The 20405-nt window shown below is 46.0% G+C and carries 17 protein-coding genes and 1 pseudogene; 9 read left to right on the top strand and 9 right to left on the bottom strand.

Annotation, left to right across the window (positions count from 1 at the left end):
- The first annotated feature begins 17 nt into the window (after nucleotides 1-17).
- Nucleotides 18-287: a hypothetical protein gene (locus MEALZ_RS10090; RefSeq protein WP_014148531.1), complete on the top strand. Its 270-nt coding sequence runs from the start codon at nucleotides 18-20 to the stop codon at nucleotides 285-287.
- Nucleotides 288-359: 72 nt separating this feature from the next.
- Here the strand turns inward: MEALZ_RS10090 and MEALZ_RS10085 are convergent.
- Nucleotides 360-839: pseudogene (locus tag MEALZ_RS10085) on the bottom strand (transposase); the annotation flags it as partial.
- A gap of 434 nt (nucleotides 840-1273) precedes the next feature.
- Between MEALZ_RS10085 and ggt the strand changes: the two are divergent.
- Both ggt and MEALZ_RS10075 read left to right on the top strand, forming a co-directional pair.
- Entirely contained in the window at nucleotides 1274-2827 is a 1554-nt protein-coding gene (ggt, locus tag MEALZ_RS10080; protein WP_014148529.1) for a gamma-glutamyltransferase, read from the top strand.
- Between the two features lie 94 nt (nucleotides 2828-2921).
- On the top strand, nucleotides 2922-3365 hold the full coding sequence (locus MEALZ_RS10075; protein WP_014148528.1) for a dirigent protein: 444 nt from the start codon (nucleotides 2922-2924) through the stop codon (nucleotides 3363-3365).
- A gap of 198 nt (nucleotides 3366-3563) precedes the next feature.
- Here the strand turns inward: MEALZ_RS10075 and ubiD are convergent, their stop codons facing one another.
- The 5 genes from ubiD to MEALZ_RS10050 form a co-directional block, all read right to left on the bottom strand.
- Nucleotides 3564-5024, bottom strand: coding sequence for a 4-hydroxy-3-polyprenylbenzoate decarboxylase (ubiD, locus tag MEALZ_RS10070; RefSeq protein WP_014148527.1), 1461 nt, complete (start codon nucleotides 5022-5024; stop codon nucleotides 3564-3566).
- Nucleotides 5024-7060 (bottom strand): oligopeptidase A, encoded by a 2037-nt coding sequence (gene prlC, locus MEALZ_RS10065; RefSeq protein WP_014148526.1) that lies wholly within the window; start codon nucleotides 7058-7060, stop codon nucleotides 5024-5026. Before prlC ends, ubiD begins: the two co-directional genes overlap by 1 nt.
- 16 nt (nucleotides 7061-7076) lie before the next feature.
- Nucleotides 7077-8450, bottom strand: coding sequence for an HDOD domain-containing protein (locus tag MEALZ_RS10060; protein ID WP_014148525.1), 1374 nt, complete (start codon nucleotides 8448-8450; stop codon nucleotides 7077-7079).
- Nucleotides 8451-8453: 3 nt separating this feature from the next.
- Nucleotides 8454-9641, bottom strand: coding sequence for an HDOD domain-containing protein (locus MEALZ_RS10055; protein WP_223842293.1), 1188 nt, complete (start codon nucleotides 9639-9641; stop codon nucleotides 8454-8456).
- Between the two features lie 164 nt (nucleotides 9642-9805).
- Nucleotides 9806-11086 (bottom strand): HDOD domain-containing protein, encoded by a 1281-nt coding sequence (locus MEALZ_RS10050; RefSeq protein ID WP_014148523.1) that lies wholly within the window; start codon nucleotides 11084-11086, stop codon nucleotides 9806-9808.
- A 177-nt stretch (nucleotides 11087-11263) separates the two neighbouring features.
- Between MEALZ_RS10050 and MEALZ_RS10045 the strand changes: the two genes are divergently transcribed.
- Nucleotides 11264-12949 carry a hypothetical protein gene (locus tag MEALZ_RS10045; protein ID WP_162472937.1) on the top strand — a complete coding sequence of 562 codons (1686 nt, stop codon included), beginning with the start codon at nucleotides 11264-11266 and terminating at the stop codon, nucleotides 12947-12949.
- 17 nt (nucleotides 12950-12966) lie between these two features.
- Here the strand turns inward: MEALZ_RS10045 and MEALZ_RS10040 are convergent, their stop codons facing one another.
- The 3 genes from MEALZ_RS10040 to MEALZ_RS10025 all read right to left on the bottom strand — a co-directional run bounded on the left by MEALZ_RS10040 (nucleotide 12967) and on the right by MEALZ_RS10025 (nucleotide 16005).
- A complete protein-coding gene (locus tag MEALZ_RS10040) occupies nucleotides 12967-13893 on the bottom strand; it encodes an ExeA family protein (RefSeq protein ID WP_046061092.1) in 927 nt (308 codons plus the stop codon).
- Nucleotides 13894-14329: 436 nt separating this feature from the next.
- On the bottom strand, nucleotides 14330-14992 hold the full coding sequence (locus MEALZ_RS10030) for a TFIIB-type zinc ribbon-containing protein (RefSeq protein ID WP_014148520.1): 663 nt from the start codon (nucleotides 14990-14992) through the stop codon (nucleotides 14330-14332).
- A 5-nt stretch (nucleotides 14993-14997) separates the two neighbouring features.
- Nucleotides 14998-16005, bottom strand: a complete 1008-nt coding sequence (locus MEALZ_RS10025; RefSeq protein ID WP_014148519.1) for an SPFH domain-containing protein — start codon at nucleotides 16003-16005, stop codon at nucleotides 14998-15000.
- A gap of 343 nt (nucleotides 16006-16348) precedes the next feature.
- Between MEALZ_RS10025 and MEALZ_RS10020 the strand changes: the two genes are divergently transcribed.
- The 5 genes from MEALZ_RS10020 (at nucleotide 16349) to MEALZ_RS10000 (ending at nucleotide 20390) form a co-directional block, all read left to right on the top strand.
- Nucleotides 16349-16909 carry a gamma carbonic anhydrase family protein gene (locus MEALZ_RS10020; protein ID WP_014148518.1) on the top strand — a complete coding sequence of 187 codons (561 nt, stop codon included), beginning with the start codon at nucleotides 16349-16351 and terminating at the stop codon, nucleotides 16907-16909.
- Nucleotides 16910-16917: 8 nt separating this feature from the next.
- Nucleotides 16918-17961 (top strand): tRNA dihydrouridine(20/20a) synthase DusA, encoded by a 1044-nt coding sequence (gene dusA / locus MEALZ_RS10015; protein WP_014148517.1) that lies wholly within the window; start codon nucleotides 16918-16920, stop codon nucleotides 17959-17961.
- A 39-nt stretch (nucleotides 17962-18000) separates the two neighbouring features.
- A complete protein-coding gene (gene folE, locus MEALZ_RS10010) occupies nucleotides 18001-18543 on the top strand; it encodes a GTP cyclohydrolase I FolE (protein ID WP_014148516.1) in 543 nt (180 codons plus the stop codon).
- An 84-nt stretch (nucleotides 18544-18627) separates the two neighbouring features.
- On the top strand, nucleotides 18628-18780 hold the full coding sequence (locus MEALZ_RS10005; RefSeq protein WP_223842363.1) for a hypothetical protein: 153 nt from the start codon (nucleotides 18628-18630) through the stop codon (nucleotides 18778-18780).
- On the top strand, nucleotides 18777-20390 hold the full coding sequence (locus MEALZ_RS10000) for a MutS-related protein (protein WP_014148514.1): 1614 nt from the start codon (nucleotides 18777-18779) through the stop codon (nucleotides 20388-20390). Before MEALZ_RS10005 ends, MEALZ_RS10000 begins: the two co-directional genes overlap by 4 nt.
- Nucleotides 20391-20405 lie beyond the last annotated feature (15 nt).

Here is a 20405-nt window from a genome sequence, read left to right as displayed (position 1 = left end):
ATAACTGGAGTTTTATTATGAATAACAAACGTATATTAAAAATTGTGTATGAACGGCCCAATCATTTCAAATCGTCCGATATGCGCTGTCGGACCACATGCGGTATGTTGGTGATTTCGAAGCTGGATAACGGAGAAGAGCGCATGCAACTTAAATTAGACACTATTCCTCTCGATTCGGATTTTACAGGTTGGTTTAACGTAATTTCAGGAGACCAAGAGCTAGAGGGATTTGATGCCGAATATGAATATCCGGTTTTAACGTCAATTAGAAATCAGATTATGTAAAAAATTATCCGTCGGTTCTTCTGGGTTTTCCGTTGTGATCGTAAAACAAAGGTAACGTAAAAAAGCTTTGGCTCATAGTGGAATCCGGGGAGCTGTTTCACGCCACCAACAATTCAACCAGAGATTGTAATAACGCTTTGCCGCGTTTTGTGTTACGAATAAATTCAAAAAAGCCCAAATAGAGCGGTAGATATTCTTGAGAGATACCGCGATGAGGTCGCAACCAGGAGCGTAACAAAGACCAGAGCCCTTCCATGGTGTTGACATGGACTTCGTGAAAGCATCGCCATCCTCGTCGCGCGCATACTCTCCGGCCCCATGGCAGACACTTTTTCGAATGTATTCCCATTGTTCAAGGCGATCATAAATCGTGTATTCATCGGTATAGATCAATGTACCGCTAGCAATCGTTTGTTGCACTAAAGGTTTGATGGTAGCTTGTTGAATATTCTCGACCATGTGAATGACGACTTGTCCGCCTCGCTGAATCATGCCGAATATTGGCGGCTTTTCCTTGGCCAAAGTCCCGCGTCCACGCGCGCCTTTTAATCGGTTACGCCGACCTTTACGCCCTTTTTTTTACTTTAGCGGGCTGTCCTTTGTGGCCTGAGACCACATAGACTTCATCGCATTCCACTTCGCCTTCTAGAGCCACCGTCGGTTTTTTAGCCACAATACCGGATCGCAACTAACATGTCATTTGTTGCGCGTCCGATTCATTCAAGTCCAATTCGCGCGCAATATCGGAATTCGACATGTTCAACCCCATGAAGTATAAGCAGAGTATCCAGGTTTTCAACGGTTGATGATGTCCAGCGAAAATCGTATGAGTTAAATCATCGAACTTGCGGTGACAGTCTTTACAACCATAACGTTGACGATCTGGCTAACTCTCGTCTTTAGGGATCGTTTTAAGTCAAGAGATGAATAGCATTAGCATGATATGCTTATTTTTCCGTTACGGAAGAATTGGAGTCTGATACAAAATGCAGAGTAGGGGTGTGGTGGCGGCAGGTCATGAGCAAACTGCAAAAGCAGCCGCTTATATTCTCGGCGAAGGAGGCAATGCTTTCGATGCGGTGATTGCCGCGCATTTGGCGGCTTGTGTTGCTGAGCCGGTGTTATCCTCATTGGCCGGCGGCGGTTTTTTGATGGCCCGTACCGCGCCCGGCGACACTGTGCTCTATGATTTTTTTGTTCAAACGCCGCTCTCCAAGCGCAGCGTCGATGACACGGACTTTTTTCCGATTTCCGCAGACTTCGGCACAGTTCGGCAGGAGTTTCATATCGGTTTGGGTTCGGTCGCGACGCCCGGTACTGTTAAAGGATTATTTGCGGTTCACCGGGAACTATGTACGCTACCGATGACTGTTTTAGCCGAACCCGCTATTGAACTGGCAAGAAATGGCGTCATTATGAATGCCTTTCAGTCCTATATTTTCGACATCGTCAAGGCCATTTATCTGAGTTATCCCGAAGCGAGCAATGCCTTCGGCAGCAAAATGCACCAAGGCCAATTACTGCAACAAGGTGAATTACTATATCTGCCGGATTTTGCCGATTGTCTCGAGGTGCTGGCTCGGGAGGGTGAAGCGTTTTTCTATCAGGGTGAAATCGCCGCCGCTTCCGCACGGCTTTGTGCCGAGCAAGGCGGCCATCTTATTAGCGAAGATTTTAGGCATTATCGAACGGTCAAACGAAAACCGTTGTCGATCGAATATCGCGGCGCCACAGTGAAAACCAATCCCGCTCCTAGTTCAGGCGGTACATTGATAGCCTTTGCACTCCAATTATTGCAGTCTTTCGATTTATCCCGCTATCGTTGCGGCACGGCCTCCTATCTCGATTTATTGGCCCAGGTTCAAGAGCTAACCAACAAGGCACGCATCGATTCCTATCTGAGCGATAGCTCGCACCATCCGGGGGAGCATGTTCTGGATCCGGAAAACGTCAAAACTTATCTTAGGCATATCAAACCCGCGCCGTTTTGTTCTAGGGGAACCACGCAAATCAGCGTCATCGACGGTTTGGGCAATGTCGCCAGTCTCACTACCAGTAATGGCGAAGGATGCGGCTTGTTCATCCCCGGCACAGGCATTCTGCTTAATAACATGCTGGGCGAACAAGACCTCAATCCCAAGGGCTTTCATAATTGGCCGTCCAATCAAAGAATGACTTCTATGATGGCGCCATGCATCGTGACGCTTTCGGACAAGCGGCGTATTGCTTTGGGGTCGGGCGGTTCCAATCGGCTCCGTACGGCGATACTGCAAGTATTGATTAACGTAATCGATTTTAAAATGCCACTGGATCAAGCAGTCAGGCATCCTCGCATCCATCATGAAGCCGGATTGCTCAGTATAGAGGGAGGCTTTGATAATAACGAGGTCTTACGGCTTCTTAAAAATTATTCGAATCATAAAGTCTGGAACAGCTGTAATCTATTTTTTGGCGGTACGCATTCGGTTAGTAGTTCGCCGGACAGCTTTTTCGGCATCGGCGATCCGCGGCGGGGAGGTTACGCCTTGGAGATTTCATAGCACACGTCGACTTTCGATGAATTTCATGTGCTTCATGGCTAAACTGCCGAATTTTGATCTACGATGATGATACATTAATCGCGAGGAAAATTAGATGTTTGACTCTTTAGACCGCCTCATCTTATTGGTCTACTTCTTAAGCATGACAGCCTGCACACATTGTATGCCCAAAACACTGATCACCATCGCGGATGCGAGAACGCATCAGGCTAAACTGGTTGATATTGGAGAGTTAGGAGATACGGAGGGGGATATTTTGACGTTCGATCAACCCTTACTCGATGAACAAGGTTCACGGATCGGTAATAATAGCGGCATGTGCATACGCACGCGCGTTGGCCATAGCTTCCAATGTCAATGGACTTTGACTATGACAAACGGTAGTATTCAGGTTGCTGGGCGTGAATTCGATAAGGGAACGTCAGTCATAGCGATTGTCGGCGGAACAGGCCGATATTCTGGTATCAGCGGTCAAATGGAGTCAGTCAACAATGGAGACGGGACTTTTACTCAAATTTTGCACTATTGGGTTCAATAACAGCAAATTGGCGCCTCCTCAGGCACTGCCGAAATTTGAAGTGCGAAAGGTATAGTGGTGCGGGCTTGAAATTCTTTTCGGTGAGCATACTTCCCTGTACGCCGAAACATTTCAACCGTGGCCGAAGCAAGCCGAAACCGCTTAGGCCAATCCGAAACGTTGGGGACGGGTTAAATAACCCGTCCCGCAGGAAGGCAGTTAAAACAAATCCTCCCAAATACTATCCACTTTCTGAATAATTTCCTTGGACATCACGATCGGCCGCCCCCATTCGCGGTCGGTTTCGCCGGGCCATTTATTAGTGGCATCGAAACCGGCTTTCGAGCCCAATCCCGATACCGGCGAGGCAAAATCGAGATAATCGATCGGCGTGTTGTCGAGCAGCGTGAAATCTCGGGTGGGGTCCATGCGCGTGGTCATCGCCCAGATGACATCTTTCCATTCGCGCGGATTGACGTCATCGTCGACGACGATGACGAATTTTGTGTACATGAATTGGCGCAGGAACGACCAAAGCCCAAGCATGACGCGTTTAGCGTGCCCCGGGTATTGTTTTCTGATGCTGATCACGGCCAAGCGATAAGAACAACCTTCGGGCGGTAGGTAGAAGTCGACGATTTCAGGAAATTGTTTTTGCAAGATCGGCACAAACACTTCGTTTAATGCTACACCAAGAACGGCCGGCTCATCGGGCGGTTTACCGGTGTAGGTGCTGTGGTAAATCGGATCGCGGCGCTGGGTAATCTTTTCGATCGTGAACACCGGAAATTCGTCGACTTCGTTGTAATAGCCGGTATGATCGCCGTAAGGACCTTCGGGCGCGGTTTCGTTTGGATAAATGAAACCTTCCAAAACGATTTCGGCGCTGGCAGGGACTTGCAAGTTATTGCATAGGCAGTCCGCTAGTTCGGTTTTGCTGCCGCGCAGTAATCCGGCGAAGGCGTATTCGGACAGGCTATCCGGTATCGGCGTGACGGCGCCTAGTATCGTCGCGGGATCCGCGCCGAGCGCGACCGTAACCGGAAACGGCTCGCCGGGATGGGCCTCTTGCCATTCCTTGAAGTCCAAAGCGCCGCCGCGATGCGCGAGCCAGCGCATGATGACTTTGTTCTTTGCGATGACTTGTTGCCGGTAAATGCCCAGGTTCTGACGTTCCTTGTAGGGACCTTTGGTTATCACCAATGCCCAGGTGATTAACGGTGCGGCATCCTCGGGCCAGCAAGTTTGTATCGGATAGTTGCCTAAGTCGATTTCATCGCCTTCGAGCACGACTTCCTGGCAGGGCGGCGATTTAACGATTTTCGGCGCCATGTTCAATACTTGCTTGAATACCGGAATTTTGTCCAATGCATCGCGAAAACCCTTCGGCGGTTCCGGTTCTTTTAAATAAGCTAAGAGTTTGCCGATTTCGCGCAGGGACTCGACTGAATCGGCGCCCATGCCCATCGCGACTCGGTGCGGCGTGCCGAATAGGTTGCCGAGCAGCGGTATCGAATGACCTTTCGGTTTTTCGAAGAGCAGGGCAGGGCCTTCTTGTTGTAAGGTGCGATTACATATTTCGGTGATTTCGAGCACCGGGTCGGCCGGGTATTGAATTCGCTTCAATTCGCCTTGTTTTTCCAGTTGCGCGATGAAATCGCGCAGGTCGTGATACTTCATCAGATGATTCCGTTGTGTCTGAGCAGTGCATCGATTTCAGGCTCGCGTCCGCGAAATTGGATGAACAATTCCATCGCGTCGTCGCTTCCGCCTTGTTCGAGAATGTTGGTCAAAAATGCATGACCGATGGTTTCATTGAAGATGCCATGCTCTTCGAACATCGAAAAGGCGTCGCTGGACAGCACTTCGGCCCATTTGTAACTGTAATAGCCTGCCGCATAGCCTCCCGCGAAGATATGTGAAAAACTGTGCGCAAAGCGGTTAAACGACGGTGGCGTAACCACGGCGACTTGTTTTCTGACTTGCTCGAGAATTTCGTAGATACGCCCGCCCTTGGCCGGATCGTATTCTTTGTGGATTATCAAGTCGAATAGGCTGAATTCGAGTTGCCGAACCATCATCATGCCGGATTGAAAATTTTTCGCGGCGAGCATTTTATCGAATAGGCTGTCCGGCAGTTTGTCACCGGTTTGATAGTGGCCTGAAATCAATTCCAGCGCGTCTTTTTCCCAGCACCAGTTTTCCATGAACTGACTCGGTAATTCCACCGCGTCCCATTCGACGCCGTTGATGCCGGATACGCCGAGATGGTCGACCTGGGTCAACATATGATGCAGACCGTGCCCGAATTCGTGAAACAGCGTCGTCACTTCGTCGTGGGTCAATAAGGCAGGGTCGTCGCCGGTCGGCGGCGTGAAGTTACAGGTCAGATACGCGACCGGCGTTTGGACTTCGCCTTGGTATTTCTTGCGGCTGACGCAAACGTCCATCCAAGCGCCGCCGCGTTTTTTCGGACGGGCATAGAGATCGGTATAGAATTGGCCGCGAAGTTGTCCGTCGCGGTCGAGAATCTGATAAAAACGGACGTCTTCGTGCCAACTATCGAAATTGTCGATTTCGCTGATGTCGAGCCCGTAGAGTTTTTCGACGATCGCGAACAGGCCAGGCAAGACGCGGTCGATCGGAAAATAGGTTTTCACTTCTTCTTGTGAAAGTTGATAAAAATGCTGACGCATTTTTTCCGAGTAATAACCGATATCCCAAGGCTGTAAGTCTTTTATTCCGTAGTGTTTCGAAGCGAATTCGCGCAATTCGTATAAATCTTTGCGGGCTTGTCGCCAAGATTTATCGGCCAAATCTTCGAGAAAGCCGATGACCTGGTCGGGGTTGTCGGCCATTTTAGTTGTCAGGGATAATTCGGCGTAATTGTCATAACCTAATAGGCGCGCTTGTTCATGGCGCAACGACAGGATTTGCTCCATGACTTGGCTATTGTCCCAGCGTCCCGCGTGCGGTCCGAGATCGGATGCGCGCGTGACGAAGGCTTCGTAATGTTCACGGCGCAGCGCACGGCTGTCGGCATAGGTCATCACGGCTTGGAATGACGGAAATTGCAGTGTAATCATCCAGCCGCTTTGTTGATTGGCCTCGGCGGTTTGTTTGGCTTGCGCCAATGCCGATTTCGGTAGGCCGGCTAGGTCGTCGCTATCGGTGATCAGTTTGCTCCAGGCATTGGTCGCATCCATCAGGTTTTCTTCGAAGCGGGAAGTCAGCCTCGACAGTTCTTGGCTAATTTCTTTGTAGCGTTGTTTCTTGGCCGGCTCCAGGTCGATGCCGGACAGTTTGAAATCGCGCAAGGCATTGGCGACGATTTTTTTCTGGGCCTTGTCGTGACTTTGAAATTCGTCGCTTTGTGCGATCGCTTGATAGGCTTTGAACAAGGCTTCGTTTTGGCCCATTTCGGTCGAATAATCGCTGAGCAACGGCAAGCATGCATTATAGGCTTCACGAAGCGGTTCGCTGTTGACCACCGAATTCATATGGCTGACTGGAGACCAGGCCTTATTTAGCTTGTCTTCGGTGTTTTCGATCGGCTCGATCAGGTTTTCCCAGCTATATTGGTCGGTGGCCTTGAGGTGCCGATCGACCGTCGCACGCGCGTCTGCCAGTAATTTTTCGATGGCGGGTACGACATGTTCGGGTTTAATTTCGGAGAAATGAGGCAGAGTATTATCGGTCAGTAATGGGTTATTCATCTGTTTTGGATATCAATCAAGAAAGAATTTGCATCGCTGCATCGATGCGCTGCTGCGCTTTGTGCAGGATATGCAGTGAAAAGTCCGGCGTCAATTTGCCGTTGTTTAATTTCGTGTATGCAGGAATCGAATTGATATAGGGTAGCTTTTTATCATGTTGAATGCCGATATAGCTGTGTAATTTAGCCAGTATGACAATGTCGGTCAGCGTCAGTTTATCGCCGCTGTCATAATACCAGTCTTCGGCATGATGCGGTATTTGCTCGAGTTCTTCGGAAAAACCGAGGGTATGCAAGACTAATTTGCCGATGGGCGCTCTTAAAACTGGGATGGTATCATCAAGTTCGGAGCGATTTTTATAGTGCTCAGGGTGTTGTTCGGCAAAATGCAGCAAAGGGATGATGCCGATATCGCTGATGAGTCCAGCTAACAAGGCATCCTCGGGATTCACTTTACCGCTCTCCTGAGCCAATATAAAACTGAGGCTTGAGGTGTACAGACTGTTTTTCCAAAGCGATTGCATGGCACCAAGCAAGTGTTTGTTTTGACATCGAAACATTTGTTTGAGTCCGATGCCCATCACTAATTGCCGAGTGGCGTTTAAGCCAAGGCGGGTGACCGCTTCCTGGCAATTGGTTACCGGCGAAATTGGAGAGTAAAGAGGGCTGTTGGCGATCTGGACTAGCTTGGTGGCGATTGGGGGGTCGATTTGAATAATTTTGGCGGCTTCGCGGACATCAATCTCGAATTCCATCGCTTGTTTGAGTTTTAGAGCGACTGCTGGCAAAGATGGTAAAGTTAGCTTGTTTTCGCGATAAATCCGGCAAAAATCGCTAAAAAAACCGTTATCTTCGATTTGTTTAGGCAGGTCGATATCGATCAGTTCTAATTGCGTTGCATTCGTTTTACTTTGTTCGGTCCACAATTTAATGAGTTCTGCCGATATTTCGATGATCTCCACATCGGTTTTGGCGATTGCCGTCGCGCCAATAGTTTTGCCGCTGTTAAGCGGTAAATGCGACAGCGGCGAATCGGCGCTCATTTGATAGATGCTTTCGCAGTCCGGTGTCAATTCGAGTGTTCCTTTGTGCAAATAAAACACTTTGCCTTTATTGTTTTGGCCTCTAACGAAAATCGTATTGCCAGCCCGATAACAGTTTGTCCGTTGCTGCAAAAGATCGATTGCCGCATCGTCAAGGTTTCTTATCGGTACGAATTGTTTTAGTATTTCGACTGGCTGTTTTATGCGACTTGTCTTGAAAGGTTTGTCGCAGGATAAAATAGGGGCAGCCGTAACTGGATGATTATCAATATGTTCCTGTAGATCGTTTTTAGATTCAGCGGGCTTGGACGTGAAATGATCGATTATATGGGAAAACCAATTGGACATACGTCAAGCCAGAAAGTATTTCATTGTTTCGTTAATTTGTTGTTTGGCATCTTGCAATATTTGCAATGATTGTTCCGGAGTCAATAATTGAGAATCCAGCTTTTGAAATGCCGGCAAAGTATTGATTAAAGGCAGTTCTACCTTATTTTCATGCGGCGTCAATAAGAAATGGAATTTAGCGAGCAACACAATATCACTAAGATTTAAGGTATCGCCGGAGTGATCGAACCAGTTGCTTACTTTTACCGGAACTGCTTTGAGATTATCAGGAAACTCCCATCTTTCCAAGGTGATCGTGCCAATTTGACCTTGTAGTGAATTGATGCATTGGTCAAGATCACTCACTGTGAAAGCGCTTTCCGGCAATTGGTCGGCAAACATTAACATGGGTAGGTTTCCGATATTATGAAGAAGCCCGGCCAGCAGGGCTTCTTCCGGGTTGACTTGGCGAGTCAAGTTTGCCAGCGTATAGCTAATACACGAAACCTTAATGCTCTGTGCCCAATTCTCCTGAATACGCTTCTTGATCGTTGGTTTTTCGCTCTTTATCAGGCTTTTCATGCTGATCGCTGTCACCAGGTTCATGGTGTTTTTAAGCCCCAAGCGATTAACCGCGTCATGACAGTTGGTAATTGGGTTGAGTGTTCGATATAACGGACTATTGACGATTTGAATTAATTTTGCCGCGATAACCGGATCCATGTTGACGATCTTGACGACTTCGGCAATGCCGATGTCGTGCATTGCCGATCGCCTCAGCTTTAAAGCGACATCGGGAAAGCTGGGAATTTTTAAATCGTGTTGCTGAAAATGCTCGTAAAAGCGGAGGAAAAATGGATTGCTTTGTAGCGAATCGGAGGCAAGTAGTGGGTTATTTAGTGGGTTAATCGGGTTACGGTTAAGTAGTAATACGGTTTTTGGAATATAGATGACCGTGACATTCGATTTGGCGATGGCGGTAAACTGGTGAAATTCCCCGCTCGATAATGGAAACAATGCTTTTAGCGTGGCTTCGTTAATTTCTTGCCCAATACCGCTGGCCGTTTCTAAATACACCATACCTTTGCACAGATAAACGAGTGCATCGACCTCGGTACCGCGAATGAAAAGGGCAGCCCCCGGGGCGAAACTTTCGGTGCGAATTTTTAAAGCCTGTATCTCTTCTTCGGTTAACAGTTGCCCTAAAGGCATTAACCGTTTAAGAAAATTAACCGGAATTCTAACCGGTTTAATGTTGTTTCTTGAGTGATTTTCTCTTGAAAGCTGTATTTCAGCCGTTATCGATTGTTCCCTTTTGGGAGCTTGCTTAGGCTTTGGAATAGGTCTTTTTTTAAATAGATTCAGTAGCATAGTATCTATATTGCAAAAGCTCGCTTGGCTTCGTTAATTTTAGTTTGCGCGTCATGAAGAATATGTAACGAGTTTTCCGGCGAGAGTTGGATAAAATCCAGTTTGCTTGCTGCCGGTATGGAGGTTATTTCCGGCAAATTAGCCATCTCCGGTGTGCCGATTTTACTATGCAGTCTTGATAATACGACGATATCGATGAGAGAAATCTGATTGCCGCGATGTTGGTACCAATCGTCGGCATACAAAGGTATTTCGTAGAGTTCTTCGGGAAAACTCCATTCTCGCAAGATATAGGCGCTGACAGGGCCTCTTATAAAGGGAATGACACGCTCAAGCGACTCTTCCTTGTAGTAATCCTCCGGAAGGTTAGCGGCAAAATTCAAGAAAGGAACAATCCCTATATCGCAAACCAAGCCCCCGAGTAAAGCCTCTTCCGGATTGACTTTTTTGGTTTCGCTAGCTAAGACGTAGCAAATACAGGAAATGTAGATGCTTTGCCTCCAAACCCTATCCAGTATTTTTTTGATCAGTGGATTCTGAGAATGAAATATTTGTTTAAGACTGAGAGAAATCACTAAATTTTGGGTTGCCTTTAAACCGATTCTATTGACTGCTTCGAAGCATGTTTTAGCCGGAATGGCGGTTAAATATAACGGGCAGTTTGCAACTTGAATCAATTTTGCCGCAATAACCGGATCCAGCTGAATTATTCTAACGGCTTCGGCCACGCCAATGTCGGCTTGAATTGCTTTGCGCAGTTTAAAAGCAATCTCCGGCAGCGACGGCACGTCCATTTTTTCTTCTAGGTAATACTGTGAAAAAGCTTGCAATAAACGGTTATCGGTTAATTCTTTCGGTATGTTAAGCGGAGCGGGATGATGAGAAGAGGGCGGCAGCGCGCACATGATTTTATGCGAAACCCTCAATAGACTTACGTCGGTTTTTGCGATAACGTTCAAGGCGTGTTTGATACCGCTACAGAGGGGAAATTTAGCGCGTGCGGTATTAGCTTCGACTTCATAATTTTTTCCGGCACTGTCGGAAATAATGACCGTTCCCTTCAATAAAAAATAAGCGGAGTCGTTTTGTTCGCCCTGATTGAACAAAATAGTGTTGGCGGGAAAAACCTCAGAGTACCGGTCGGTTGCGAAAGACTCCAGCATTTCTTCATTTAAACTCCGAATGGGAATCAACGTTTTCAGCGTTTCAACCGTTATCGAATCAGGGTTAATGCTGCAGGCGGAACCTTGTTTGTTATCCTTGAAAAAAAAATTCAATAAAGACATGCTGATTCCGTAAAAAACATTCGCCAAAAGTAAAAATTGGAATACCGATTCGACTGATAGTCTAAACTGCAATCGAGTATAGCAGAAACTGCGTTCGCTTAATGACACTTACTGATGATTAAGGACAAAATGAATAAACTTAAATTCAGATTGCAACCCAACTTAACAAACGAAGCAATGCCATTTGCTCCTGATGAACAATCTTTTGCGCAATGGCTGGATTTATTATCTTCTAAAAATGGTTACGAGATTTGTCGTGAACTGGCTTCGGCTTTTCATGTTATGAATAGCATGGATGTCAGTCCTCGATTTCGCTTTACATGTCTGTATCAAGCAATTCCGCTGGTTAATGAAGTTGCCGAGAGGCTTGAAAGCGTGTATTTAGATAGCGGCTTTCCCTTATCTGAAGAAGAAGATTCGAATGTTGAAATTTTAGTATGGATTTACACGCAATTGACGATGAGTTTTTCGGATTTGAGTCATCAGCTCGAGTCGATAGATTCCAGTTGGAGCAAGCAGGAACAAGCACAAATATTATTTTCGGCAATGTATGCCGCGAGTCAAGTTTTACTGCATATAAGCCAAGTCTATGCTAGCGTTCAGAAAGGCTTTTGGTTAAATTGTTACCGTAATTACATGAGAGCGGAAACCCTTGAGCTTTTAAATATTCCAGTGAATATGAATCATGTTAAGCATAAAACAATTGCTAGCATCTTCAAGCAAATGCTGGTTTTTTCATGCTGTGATACCGATTGTTTTAGAGTTCGTGAAATGAATACGCTTTTCAATCTGTTAGAAGAGTGTGTTGAGACTATCAGATTAACTAACGCTGTTGCGCCTGGGGCGATACAGGGTGTTTTTCAGTTTAATTTGGATATTGATGAAGCGCCGACCAAATGCATGCCTCCCCTAACCGAACCACAAAACAATACTCGTTATATAGCTACACTGCCGGTCGTTAATTTTCTCATTACCGCCGCTCAAAAAAGAAGAAAGGATCAAAAATCGGATTATCGCTTTATCGATAAGGATTTGCTTTTCAGAGTGGCGGAAGTATTGACCAAAAAGCGTATCAGAAAATACACTCGTATTGTATCGACAGATAATGCTAGGGGCTATATCGGCTTTAAGCCAATCGTCAGTATGCTCGCAAAAATACAGGGTGTCGACAATGAAACGATTAAAGTGAAGTCTGCGCATGATCCAAGAATTGCCGGCAGATGGCAAGCACCGGATTTAGACTTGGTTCCGGAAGGCGATGAAATTGCTTATAACCTAAACCAGAAAAAAAACGGGCATTTGGCTATCGATCCGAAAGCAGCCAAAATCCATAAACTCGGCGCACTGGCTTCAAGCGGTAATAAAATCTGGTCACAACCTGAACCGATTGAGTTGCTCAATAAAATTCCATTCGGCGATTTTGTGATCTTGAATAACAGCATTAAAGGCTATGCCTTGATTTGGAATTCGGAAGACCAAAGAATCAAAGTTGGCGAGTTGTTTGCGGTTCAACAACAAGGGTTTAAAGAATTGGAAATCGGTCAGATCCGAAGAATCAGTCGACTTGAAGACGAGGGGTTGATTCTGGGTATTGAGCTGATGGGAATGCGTTCCGAATTAGTTTGGATCATTTTGCTTGGCATTAATAAGCAGCAAGGTCAAGTGGCGATTTACGTTCCTGCCGATTCGATTTTACATCAGCCGGAGAGTATTATTTTAGGTGCGCATTACTTGAAACCGGAGCAGACGATTGAGGTTCATCGCAGGGATCAAAGAGTGCTGTATCGTATCGGAAAGCTTTTGCATGTCACAGCCGCGCTACAGCATGTTGAATTAGTGGCTATTAATGAAGGCTCTTCTTAAATAGAGCTACCGGTCGCTTAATGACACTTTGAAATATCGACTCCAGTTTTTTCGAGGATTGCCCGGCGTAATTTTTCCGCTTCCGCTACTTTCTGCATTAAGTCGGGTTCCGGGCAATGCTTTCCTCTGAAACGATTAATTCCGCCCGTTTTTCTTTCGTTGATTACCTCGACAATCGTTTTCCAGCCAATCTCCTTGGTATCGTTGGCAAATGCAAAAACCATTGCTAAATCGCATATGTTGTTGATTAGGCGTGGAACGCCGGCACTGTAATAAAAAATGGCCGCGCAAGCCGATTGATTGAATATTTTGGTTTGGCTGCCGGCGGTTTGCAAGCGATGGTCGATATAAAGTTCGGTTTCCTCAAAGTTAAGGGGAGTAAGATGGTATTCGATCGAAATACGCTGAGCGAATTGAATTAACTGCGGTTCGTTCAATTTATCCACGAGCTCAGGTTGGCCGATCAAAATCAACTGGAGCATGATTTCTTGCTGGACATTAATGTTGGAGAGCAGCCTGAGCTCTTCCAGTGTTTCAATTTCCATGTTCTGAGCTTCGTCGACAATCAGTACTACGCGCCGCCTTTTGCGAGCTTGTTCGCTAATGAACTTGACGAATAATTGATAGCGCTCTGCCTTGGATTTCGTCTCGTGATTGATTTCGAACGCACCTAGTACCCAGGTCAACAAATCACCGAAAGCACTATGCGTATTAGTGATAACGCCGACGGTGCACTGATCCTTGATTTTATCTAACATACTTCGAATCAGTGTGGTTTTACCTGAGCCGATTTCGCCTGTTATTACGGTAAAGCCGGCGTGACTCATCAAGCCGTACTGCAAGGTGCTTAAAGCTTTTCGATGCTTCGAGCTCAGGTATAAGAATTCCGGGTCTGGAATCAATGAGAATGGCTTTTTTTTAAGGCCGAAGAATTTTGTGTACATGTAGATTTCTCATTCAAGCTAAATTGATTGCGGTATTAGATTCAGCAAAGCTTAAGTAACCGTTAAAAAATATAGAATATTTCAATAGCGGTTGTATTTTGCTGGTTTCCCGTCAAAGTATGAGTGTCGTCATGTACTTGGCGTCATTTAATGGATAAGAAATTTTTTGTCATTCAAAGATCTTTGAAAATAGGGTTAACAATTAAGCTGGCCATTATAACTGAATTAAGCATCCGAAGTAGTTTCGATAAAGTTGTGCGGGTTGGCCGAGCCTTCATATTAGCAGAGGAATTGCTGATATCTACCCCTTTCATACTGAAAAGCCGTTCGACCTCGTTGAAGGTAGAGGATGTGTCTGTCGAGGGCTGCAGTGAACCCCGCAGCTTTCAGATTATCAGACGGTTTTTCAATCAAATCTAGGAGCTGCTAATCCCAATCAAGTAAAAAGTTTGGCAATCAATGAAGATAGCGTGTCTAGCAAAACCGGTTCGCTCATTGGATTTTCGGAAGTATATCTAGGTATTGTAGGAGATTTAACATATTGCTTTATTTGGGGTTTATGGCGAAACTTTTGCTCATGCAATAGTAATCCGCCTGCTTTTTTCCATTCCATCAAGTGCGTAATTTCCCCATTATCGAGCCATATTCCGTGTGCATTACATCGGTCGATGACGACGCCGCTCCGGTGTCCGTAGTTGGTGCGTCGCATGAAGGCATCGCATACCGGGCATCTGATGTATTTGACTTTTTTGCTGTGTGCTTGATAACGCTCGGCGCTGATATTATTGAGCAATTGTTGATTGATGCTGAAAACATTCGAAACCGAGCTTTTTAACAATCGCTCAATCTCGCCGGGGTCAAAAAATAAGCCGAAACAGTGTTCGCAGCGTTCTATCATAAACTCGCCGAGGCCATCGTCGAGGTCTAGGCCAATCGTATGTAAAGACACGGCGCAGTGCGGACATTTTCGTTCCGATTCATGATCGATGGTGACAAAATGATGCTTTCCATGCAAGTCGACGTCATTTCGCGTACCGCAATAGCGGCAAAGATTGGTATTGGCGAGCAGCGGCGCGGAGCAGCTATGACAACGTTTCATAGGACTTAAAAACGATCGAGAATTTCTTTTCTTTTATCGGCGTATTCTTGCTCGGTAATCAAGCCGGAATCATGCATCTGTTTTAATTGCGCTAACTTTTGCACCGCTTCCGAATTACCTTGCGGTTGACTGGTTTGAACCGGTATAGCGGTTTGCGCCATGGATTGCCCGAAACCGAGGCCCGCACCCATGGCCATGCCAAGTCCTGCCGCACCGCTTTCATTTCTGGCTGCGTCGCGCATCGCCTCTAGTTGTTGCAGTTGCGTATAATCGATACCTGCGATTTGCGCGGCATGTGTCTCGGCCGTCAAGTCGGCAATACGTTTGATGCGTGTTTGCGTATCCTCGTCGAAATCGGTGCCTTCGATGCGAAAATCGGTGATTTCAAAACCGAGTTTTTGAAAGGCCGTTGATAATTTGATGTGCATGCCGTGTGCGATTTCTTCGCGATTCGCGTCGATGTCGGCATAGCTGAATCGACTTTCGGCAAGATAATCGGCTAATGGATGCATGATACGAGCCGCCATGATTTCGCGAAACTCGTTGATATAAAAATTGTTATGATTGCCGACGATGTTATTGAAAAAATCTTCGGCATCTAAAATTCGATAACTGAAATTGCCGTAGGCTTTTAGTCCTACCGGAAAATGATACTTCGGATCCTCATATTTGATGGGTGATGTGGTCCCCCATTTTTGATCGAGAATTTTAGTTTTTCTGAAAAAATAGATCGCAACTTTATGTTCGCTGACAAAAAACTGCATGAATTTTTTAATCGTCGTCCAAAACGGAATATTCGCGGTGTTGAGTTCGACTAGGCAAGGTTCTTGAATGACCGCTTTGACTTTACCTTCGTAAACAAAAATGCAGCCTTGTCCGGGCCCGACTATCAACTTGGAAGCATTTTTGATTTCATCGCCGTTGTCCGTCCATTGTTCGAGCAGCGCTTCCGGATGCGGGTTATTCCATTGTATGACCGAACGAAGCTGTCGTTTAATACCGTTAAAAATCACAATGGCAACCTCTGTTTTATTAACTTGTTAAGCATTGGTATTCTCGTATGAAAGCTATAATGCTTCAATTTTAAGTCGGTTGACGACTTTTGTTCATCGCATTAAAGTTTTTCGTTTTTGAATTTAGGATTTCGTGATAAATAACCCCCTGGAACTATGAGCTTTGTTGAGGGTTCGGTAACTCGCTTGACAGGACGCCGTGAACACATTCGTGTAGGCTTCTTGACGGCGGCTTTCCCTGCCGCCGACACCTGCCAATCGAGCAACCGAACCCTCCTTAAAATAGGGAAGTTATTTTCGACCAAATCCTTAGCAAAATTATAGTAAATAACCTGGAGGTTATGTGTCGATTAGAAAATTTAAAGATAAACAGCCTGTTATAGGGCGTTCGGTTTTGATTGACCCAAGCGCTGTCGTCATTGGCGACGTCGTATTGGGCGATGACGTGTCGGTTTGGCCTTCGACCGTTATTCGGGGCGATGTAGAGTCGATACGTATCGGCGATGGTACTAATGTACAAGACGGTTCGGTCTTGCATGTTTCCCATGCCGGTCCGTTTTCGCCTCAAGGCCATCCGTTAACGATTGGTAGAGGCGTTACGATAGGTCATAACGCGGTGGTTCATGCTTGTACCGTCGGCGATTTTTGTTTAATCGGCATCGGGGCGATCATTTTGGATGGGGCGGTTTTAGAAAATTACATCATGCTCGGCGCCGGTGCGTTAGTGCCGCCCGGCAAAAAGCTCGAAAGCGGTTTTCTTTATGTCGGCAGTCCCGTCAAGCAGGTTCGTCCATTGACGGATCGCGAAAAAGAATTTTTGGAATATTCTTATCAGCATTACATTCAGTTGAAAAATGAGCATTTGCAACAAAATACGGCACAACCGGCCCAGCACAGTTGCTGAATACCATCATGGATCAATCTGAATTTAAAACTTGCAATGAAGAGACGGTCATCACATCGAAATCCGATTCAGCATTGCCGGAAATCATAGCGTCAAGAAAGTTTTGCGTCGCTCCGATGCTCGATTGGACGGACCGGCATTGCCGGTATTTTTATCGGTTGATGTCAAAACATGCTTACTTATATACCGAAATGATTACGACCGGTGCCTTACTGCATGGCGACCGGGATCGGTTTTTACAATACCATCCCGACGAAAATCCATTGGCATGTCAATTGGGCGGTAGTCATCCTCTGGAATTAGCGGCATGCGCTAAAATGGTTGAAGATTACGGCTATCACGAAGTTAACCTGAATGTCGGCTGTCCTAGCGACCGGGTCCAAAATGGACGATTCGGCGCATGTTTGATGGCGACTCCGGAATTAGTTGCCGAATGCTTATCGGCAATGAATCGGGTCGTGTCGATTCCGGTGACCGTCAAATGTCGGATCGGTATCGATGACCAAGATTCCTACGAAGCGTTACATCGTTTTATTACCCTGGTCTCCGAAGCCGGGTGCCGGGTGTTTATCATTCATGCCAGAAAAGCCTGGTTGAGCGGACTGTCTCCAAAGGAAAATCGGGAAATTCCGCCGCTACGCTACGATGTTGTATATCGAATCAAAAGGGATTTTCCAAAATTGGAAATTATTTTGAATGGCGGCGTCCGTTCATTGGATCAAGCGCTTGTCATTAATGACGAGGTCAATGGCGTCATGGTCGGAAGAGAGGTTTATCAGAATCCTTATTTATTAGCCGGTGTCGATGAACTGTTTTACCGGGACTTTCATGCAATCAAGAGCCGTGAAGAAATAGTAGAGGCTTTACTTACTTATGTGGGCGAGCAATTAAAACAAGGCGTGCGATTGTATTCGATAGCACGGCACCTGCTTGGGCTTTTTCACGGGGTTCCTGGTGCCAGGTCTTGGCGGCGGTATATTAGCGAAAACGGAACGAAACAGGGGGCCGATCAAAATACGCTACTCAAGGCATTAGATTTAATATCCCGATAAGGTATACTGGCCTGCTTTTTTAATTATCGAGAACGAACGATGGAAGAGTATTTTTCCAAAATTATCGAAGCAGTCGGCGAAGATGTGACCCGGGAAGGTTTGATCGATACGCCTAAGCGGGCATCGGATGCATTCAAGTTTTTGAATAACGGTTATGAAAAATCTTTGGACGATGTGTTAAATAACGCTATATTTGAGGCCGATACTGAAGATATGGTCATCGTTAAGGATATCGAGCTTTATTCGTTATGCGAACACCACCTATTACCCTTCATCGGCAAATGCCATGTCGGTTATCTACCTCAAGGTAAGGTACTGGGTCTTTCGAAGGTTGCCCGAATTATCGATATGTACGCCAGACGCTTACAGATCCAGGAAAAATTGACTAAACAGATTGCCGATGCTATCGAGAAATCCATCAATGCCAGAGGTGTTGCGGTGGTCATAGAAGCAAAACATCTATGCATGATGATGCGCGGTGTCGAAAAACAAAATTCGGTGATGACGACGTCAGTGATGACGGGAATTTTTAGGGAAGAAATTAGTACCCGCTCGGAGTTTTTGAATTTGATCAATCGTTAATGTTCGCCATTAAAGGTAGGCATTGAATCCCCGTAAGGTTTTGCGATGAAAGACTACGATAGAAATTGCGCTGTTTGTAGACTAATGCGCAGTTTAGCGTTTAGTGGGCTCGGCATGGGTATCGGCGGTGGAATCGCTTATCTGTTCGGAGCGTCAAGAGAAACCATCATGATGGTCGGAATTGTGACTGCGGCCATTATTGTGTTTGGAATTATCGATAGAAAGAAGAAACCATGAAATCGACAATATTACAAACTTGGCCTGAAAATTGGCCGGATACACGATCAAGCCGGTTTGCCGAGGGCGAACCGGGCGTACTCGACGCGGGCGCTTTCAGCGCGATTGAAGTCGATGAGATCTTCGATACTTTAAATCACGCTCAAACTATCGCCGGACAATCGGTTTTGTATCGCTCGCTCGCCAAACCGCTCGACTCTATCGAAGTTATCAAATCGAAGCAACAAGCGGCCGAAGCCATAGCTGATGACGACGAATTGAAACAACAGCTTCAAGACATTGTTGAACAAGCCTCGAGTAATGAAAAGAATCTTTATTCGTTGTTATACGGAGAATTTTTGGGTTCTTTCGGAACAGCGCGAGAAGAAAATGAAATCGAAGGTTTCGGCTATCTTCAATACAAGCGCGGCACCCGATTCATGCTGGACCTAGTTGATCAAGTCAAGGCCGTGCCTGAAACGCAAAGCGCCTATCTGAATGATGTATTGGGGCAGATTAAAAACTTTACCGAGACTCGAGCTTACTCATTGATGAAAGGCCCGGTATTTATCAGCGAACAAGGCATACAGAGCAAACAGGAACGAAAAGGATCGTGGATCCCGGCGATTATTTTTAAGCCTAATCTCTTTAAACCCTTATTGATTGCTCTTTTTTTTGGTGTACTTTGGGCGCTTGCGAACTTTTTTCCTACTAGCCTGTTTAGTATTTCGAAGGAATCGATACCGGTGGTATCGATTTTCTTTGTGCCGCTACTGTTAATTTATTTTCCTGTAGTCGGCGGTTTTGATCGGGACAGTTGTATTATTCCGTTACGCAATGAGTTTAAAACTTCGCAAGCGGTTGGCGAAACCTTAGATGCGCTGGGCCAATTAGATGAATTGCTTGCGTTTATAAAATTCCGGGAAAGCTTCGGTGGAGACCTTGCTCTTCCGCAATTTATCGAAGCCGATCATCATCGTATCAATCTCGTTAATGCGCGCAATCCTGTTCTTGCTTACCAGAATCCGGAATATGTCGGTAACGATTTCCAATTGGATGATGATAAGCTGGTTTTAGTTACGGGCCCCAACAGCGGCGGTAAAACAGCATTTTGTAAAACGGTCACGCAAATTCAGCTATTGGGACAAATCGGCTGCTATGTACCGGTCAAATCGGCGACTCTAACCGTTGCCGATAAGATTTTCTATCAAGTACCGGAAATCAGTCATTTGGATGATGGAGAAGGGCGTTTCGGTACCGAGCTAAAAAGAACTCGGGATATCTTTTTGGCTACGACGGCTAAAAGCCTCGTAGTGCTCGATGAGCTATCCGAAGGCACGACCTTCGAAGAAAAGCTCGAGTCGTCTTCCAATGTGCTTGACGGTTTTTACCGAAAAGGCAACAGCACTATTTTAATCACACACAACCATCAATTAGTCGATAATTTTGTCGCGAAGGGCATCGGCTTGCCGAAACAAGTCGAATTTGCCGGCGGTGCGCCTACCTATAAGTTAATAGAGGGTATATCCAGAGTCAGTCATGCCGATCGGGTAGCTAAGAAAATAGGGTTTTCCAAGGAAGACATCGACAAATATTTGGCCGATTCGAAAAGCAGTGCCGATAAAACATAAAGTGTTTATGAGCTG

The sequence above is a fragment of the Methylotuvimicrobium alcaliphilum 20Z genome, assembly GCF_000968535.2.
GTDB lineage: Bacteria > Pseudomonadota > Gammaproteobacteria > Methylococcales > Methylomonadaceae > Methylotuvimicrobium > Methylotuvimicrobium alcaliphilum.
This window is presented reverse-complemented; position numbering and strand designations above follow the sequence as displayed.